General features: G+C 41.9%; 3 protein-coding genes and 1 pseudogene. All 4 read left to right on the top strand.

What is annotated here, in order from left to right:
* Nucleotides 1-652 precede the first annotated feature (652 nt).
* A complete protein-coding gene (locus tag V7K36_RS08610) occupies nucleotides 653-2,905 on the top strand; it encodes an EamA family transporter (protein ID WP_335114881.1) in 2,253 nt (750 codons plus the stop codon).
* A complete protein-coding gene (locus tag V7K36_RS08615) occupies nucleotides 2,906-3,058 on the top strand; it encodes a hypothetical protein (RefSeq protein WP_335114883.1) in 153 nt (50 codons plus the stop codon). It begins immediately after the preceding gene.
* Nucleotides 3,059-4,494: 1,436 nt separating this feature from the next.
* Nucleotides 4,495-5,394, top strand: coding sequence for a heterocyst differentiation master regulator HetR (gene hetR / locus V7K36_RS08620; protein ID WP_334826111.1), 900 nt, complete (start codon nucleotides 4,495-4,497; stop codon nucleotides 5,392-5,394).
* A 73-nt stretch (nucleotides 5,395-5,467) separates the two neighbouring features.
* A pseudogene (locus tag V7K36_RS08625) lies at nucleotides 5,468-5,866 on the top strand (RNA-guided endonuclease InsQ/TnpB family protein); the annotation flags it as partial.
* Nucleotides 5,867-6,113 lie beyond the last annotated feature (247 nt).

A 6,113-nucleotide genomic window follows, 5' to 3' on the forward strand; every position in this document is an offset into this window, starting at 1 on the left:
GACTAACATCTTATCATTAGTAGTATGTGATAAGATTATACTATAATTAATCAAAAGCCGCCTTATAAAGGCGGGGCAAAAGACCCATTAATTCCAGTAACTTTGAATTTCCACAGAAAGATACTTTAATCTCTATTTAGAGATGTAAACTGTCACACAAGTTACATTCCACACGAATTTCCAGCTAGTTTCGCAAGTCAGACAATTTTGTGGCGATGTCTGGCGAAAACTCGGTTTGCGCCTACGCGCACTCATCTGCAAGTCTTTGACAATTAGTATTGACAGCAAAACAATAAATAGTTATTTGGAGTGAGATTTCTTTAAAAGTAAAAATCTCATTGCCAAATAATTGCTGAAAATTAAAACTGACCAAAAACAAAAAAGTCTCAGTCCAAGCGACTTCCAGTCGTGGCGATAATTCCAAAATCGAATGGCCAAATATTTGTCAATGCTAAAGATAAGACTGTGTAGTAACCAGTGGAGCAAATTTGATGCTTTTCTAACCTGTGTCTAGTATGACAGAATTACGTTGAAATGCGGAAGTGCTGTTAAAATTTTTAATTTATCTGACAAAATACAGGAAATTACTATGAGCGCCAAGCAAGTGTACGGGAAGCAGCTTTATCGTCAAGGTGTTAGAGGTTAGAAGCTAATGGGGCGATTCGAGAAGCAACCAGAAAACCCGCGAGTTAGAGGTGAGCTATCCAGAGCAGCAGAAAATGCTCTTTGGGCTGTAGTTGAAGACTTAGAAAATCTTCAGCAGAATGTCCTCAGAGCGTTGCAGGAAGACGTTAAGCGGCTTCAGTCAGAAAAAAATCGGTTATCTGATGAAATTCAAAGCTTGGTAGAGGAAAAAGAGCATTTACAGCAAGTGCGCCAAATCACTGAGCAGCAAGTGTTAATTCGTCAACTGGCAGAAGTTCTGGCAAAGCATATATCTTCACAACTGCAATCCTCTCTGGCAACTTTAGCTAACCAAACCATAGAGGGCAAATCTTACGAACAAGCTGCGCTGAAGTCCGCTGAAGTGAGCAGCAATGTAGTCGGTGAAATTAATGAAAAAGTTGAACACATGTTTGACAGCCTGGATGATACCGTTACTGTTACTTTTAACTCGCTGCAACAGGAACTCAAGAATTATCAAAGTAATCTTTCCCAACAGTTGTCACGGATGTATAGCCAGCAGCAGCAAGGGGAAACGATTTTGGCGGAGTTTGTTAATCGCCTGCATGGAGAACTAGAAAAAACTATAGAAGAAACTTCGCGCAAACCAGCAACAGCAGGTAAACCTACTGTTTTGCAGTTTACGGAGCCAGAGAAAAACAGTTCTTTTGAGACATCCCCGCCACAGTCTGGCGAAGTAGCTAGAAATTCCCCTGAGCCAATTTCCCCGATCCCTAATAAATTTTCACAAGGGGAAACGACATTACAGCCGCCGGCTGTTAAAGAAAACGCCGCGAACCCAATTTCTGTCCCTAGCCAAGACTTGTCCCAAAGGGAAACGACATTAGAGCCGCCGATGGTTAGAGAAAACGGGGCGAACCCAATTTCTATCCCCAGTAAAGACTTGTTCCAAAGGGAAACCACATCAGAGCCGACGGCGGCTGTAGTTCCGCCACTAAAAGACAATGCCACCGAACCAATTTCTATCCTCAATCAGGACTTAGCGGAAAACGAAACGACATCAGAGCCTCCGACTGCATCTGTGCCACAGCCGGGAGCAATGCCACCTTCACGAAGGAGAAACGCTGCCGAACCAATTTCTGTCCTCCGCAGGAACGGATCACAGAGCAAAGCTAAATCCTCATCGATCGCGGCGCTAGAGCCGCAGGCCCAAGCAAAACCCCCACAATCCCGATCGCCTAATTCCTCTGGCTTATCGCCGCTTCAAATCGGTTTCTTGTTGATTGTCTTATCGGCAGTCGTATCGTCGCTTTACAACATAGCCATCAAGATAATTTTCCATGAAGGTTCCCAGATTTTTGGAGTATTAGAGGTAGAGCGCTTGCTGCCGCCGACTTTGGGCAATACTCTGTTAATTTTGACCCTCAGATTTATGGTAGTAGTTCCACTGATGTTACTGTTATCTCCAATACTGCATCCCCGATTGTGGCAAGACCTGGAAAACTTGGCCGCTTCAGTCCGAGGAAATCCCACAGCCGCCAATGCAGCTACCAAGCAGATTTTGCTGTTGTCGATTGTGAGTGGGGGCTTTTTGTTTTTGTCTCAGGTGCTAATCTACATTGCGATCGCTCAAGTCCCGACTGGAATGGCGATCGCACTGTTCTTTATCTATCCGATGGTTAGTGGTCTATTGTCATGGTTTCTGTTTCGCGATCGCCCAACAATATTCCGCATCGGTGCGATCGCCGCGATTTCCTGCGGTGAATTGTTGGTTTTAGCAGGTTCTCCCAACACCGGTATCGGTAATATTTCGATGGGAAGCAGCACCGCCATTCTTTCGGGGGTGGCTTTTGCTGCCTACATAATTCTGACGCGGGTTTGTGCTAGCAAACTGCATCCGGTGACTTTTACTTTAATCAACTTCGCTACCATGTTGTTGTTGAGCTTTATCTGCTTGATGCTACCTTTACCAAGCAGTTGGAACTTAGTAATTGACCCCTCTAAGATACTGGAACTGGTTTTAAGCGCATTTATTTTGGGTGTGCTGACTCTTGCGGGCTATTTGCTCAACAATATTGGTATTAGCAAACTAGGTGCCTCGCGATCGGCGATCATCGGTGGTAGCATTCCAGTTTTAACCGTGATTTTCGCTGGGCTAGTCATTCAAGAAAATTTGGATATTGTGCAAATTCTGGGAGTATTGTTAGTAACCTTTGGTGCGGCTGCTTTCAGCTTGGAAACAATGCGAAATCAGGTTAAACCTTCTAATCCCACGAATTAAATGGCGAGTTCAATCACTTTAGATGTGGTGGGAGCTACTTTACCTCCCACCACTCTCAGCATAAATCCTGACGCGAATACGCCTACTTCTAACTTCTCTAAATCATCTGTGACATACAAGATCCCTGACTTCTTTCAGAAGTCGGGGATTTAAGTTTTTACGAATGATTTAGGACTGCTGTATAGGTATAGATAACACCTAATAGATGAGCGGATAGTAATCAAAATAGCTTGACTTGTAATATATTTTTAGGGATTTGCCTGATACAGGTAGGGAAAACACGTATATATAAGCAGTATGAGCAGGTTTATTTCATTCTCCCCTAGTCCGCCAGGGAATAAATTCCCCATCTCATGGCTAAAGTCGGTTAAAACCGACTTTCAATAAGCTTTTGAGTCTGTTTTAAGGCACTTGGACTATTAGCCCCGAAATAAACATGAAATTTTAAAACTCTTTCATGAAAAAAATATAAATTCATTGAGAAAAAATCTCTAAATAGTCATTAGATGGAATCCAATATGTTTTATTATATCTATGTCCAGTAACTAATCTTGAGGTTATTACAAAGACTGATGGCTATGCGATTAATTCAGACTGAATCGCGGCTTTCTGTGTCAAATCATCAACACGAAAAATAAATAAGATTTGGATTTATGAGTAAATATAAAAATATCATCAAACCTTGATTTAACCAGAATATAAATTATTTAAATATGCCTTATTTATAAACTTTAAAATACATAAATTTATTTCAAATAGCAAAAACAATGATATGATAAAAAATAATATTTGAAAAAACAACAGGTATTTTGAAATTGAAATTATTTGCTCTAGTTGATGTCTACTATCTTTCCTTAAGCCAACGGCTGATACTGCCGAGACATCACTGGAGGTTGTCAATGGGATGATACAGCAGATTTCAAGTTAGTGAAGTACACTATCCAAGCCTCAAAGCTAGGCACAGAGACTATTCTAATTCTGAATTCTGACCAGAGGCGGAGCTCTCCGGCTCCGCTCCTGAATTCTGAATTATGCTGTAGTTCACAAAGACAACCTCTAATTTTGGCTACACCTGGGAAGCGATTTCTTTTTAGAGCATTCCCAATTATTTCTAGTCATCTGTGTGTTACAAATAATTTGCCAAAGCTGAAAAAAACCATCTTTTTCGAGTAACAGATATCCCAGATAAACCGCGCAAACTAGTTTTTACTCCGAGTCGGCATAGTGCCATAATTAGGTGTAAGCAGCTTGGCGTTGTTGCTCTTGAAAGATGAGAAAAACCTCAGAGAACTAAAAGACTTTGTAGATTAATTGCAACATAGTTGACTTTTGGGACGTAAACTGCAATCAAGCTAGAATTGGTGATATCTGTAATTTTCTGGTTAGATGTAGGGACAGTTATAGTAACAATACTAAATCTGCTCCTGTACCAGAAAAGATGCGAAAATGGTAGTTTGCGCTACCGCCGATCTCGTAGTTATCGCATACTAATATAGTTTGAAGTGAAAACATTGCCTTCAGCCAAGTGTATACTACCAATTCTCACTCCATTAAAAACTCTGTAAACGTGCTATTCAATTGTCTGTAATATGAGTAACGACATAGATCTGATCAAACGTCTTGACCCCAGTGCGATGGATCAGATCATGCTTTATCTGGCTTTTAGTGCCATGCGGACGAGTGGGCACAGGCATGGGGCATTTTTAGACGCAGCCGCAACAGCAGCAAAGTGTGCAATCTACATGACCTATTTGGAGCAGGGACAAAACCTGCGGATGACAGGGCATTTGCACCACCTGGAACCGAAACGGGTAAAAATTATTGTAGAAGAAGTCAGACAGGCGCTAACAGAAGGCAAACTGTTAAAGATGCTGGGTTCTCAGGAACCACGCTATCTGATTCAATTGCCTTATGTCTGGCTAGAAAAGTATCCTTGGCAACCGGGGCGATCGCGCGTTCCTGGTAGCAATCTGACTAGTGAAGAAAAAAGACAAATTGAGCAGAAACTGCCAAGTAATCTACCTGATGCCCAGTTAGTTAGCTCTTTTGAGTTTCTGGATTTGATTGAGTTTTTGCACAAGCGATCGCAAGAAGACTTGCCACCCGAACACCAAATGCCATTGAGTGAAGCTTTGGGTGAGCATATCAAGCGCCGTCTACTCTACTCAGGAACAGTAACACGGATTGATTCTCCTTGGGGAATGCCCTTCTACGCTCTTACCCGTCCTTTTTATGCTCCAGCAGACGATCAAGAACGTACTTACATCATGGTGGAAGACACCGCTCGGTATTTCCGCATGATGAAAAATTGGGCAGAACGGCGACGAAATGCCATGCGCTTGCTGGAAGAACTAGATATCCTCCCAGAAAAAATGGAGCAGGCTATGGAAGAATTGGATGAAGTTATCCGGGCTTGGGCAGATAAATATCACCAAGACGGTGGTATTGCAGTGGTATTGCAGACAGCTTTTGGCGAAAGAGAAGACTAGTAGACTGTGGCGGAAGTTTGTTTACCTTAAACAAGGGGCTTAAGCCCCTTGTTTAGTTTTGCTCTAATCATCAATTGATGTAAACCGAAGAGAAGACATAGAACCAACAGGTAATACAGTTGGGCTGGATGTCGGGCTGAAAGAATACTACACCGATTCAAAGGGGGTAATGGTTGAGAACCCTAAATTTTTGCGTCAAGGTGAAAGGATTCTCAAACGTTTGCAACGTCGAGTTTCTCGTAAAGTAAAAGGTTCAAAAAATAGAAGTAAAGCTAGCTGCATTTTAGGTAAGCGCCACCTTAAAATAAGTAGGCAACGTAAAGACCATGCTGTGAAATTAGCACGGTGCGTAGTTCAGTCTAACGACTTGATCGCCTACGAAGATTTTAGGATTAAAAATATGGTGAAAAACCAAAGTCTAGCTAAGTCTATTAACGATGCATCTTGGTATCAGTTCCGTGTGTGGATTGAATAGTTCGGAAAAGTGTTTAAGCGCGTAACAGTTGCGGTTAATCCGCAAGATATAGGACTCATATCTGATTTTTGAACAAGATTTCGGATAAAACCCTGATCAAACGGGATTTTCAGTCTCAGTATGTTTTCAGAAATCAAATCGGATTCCTATAGTAACCCAAGTTGCGGGTTATCGACTGATATGAACTTGTGATACTCAATTAATGCGATCGCGTACAAGAAAGTGAGGTTGGTGCGTAGCGCCA

Origin of the sequence: Nostoc sp. (assembly GCF_036919555.1) — a bacterium.
Classification (GTDB): Bacteria; Cyanobacteriota; Cyanobacteriia; order Cyanobacteriales; family Nostocaceae; genus Nostoc.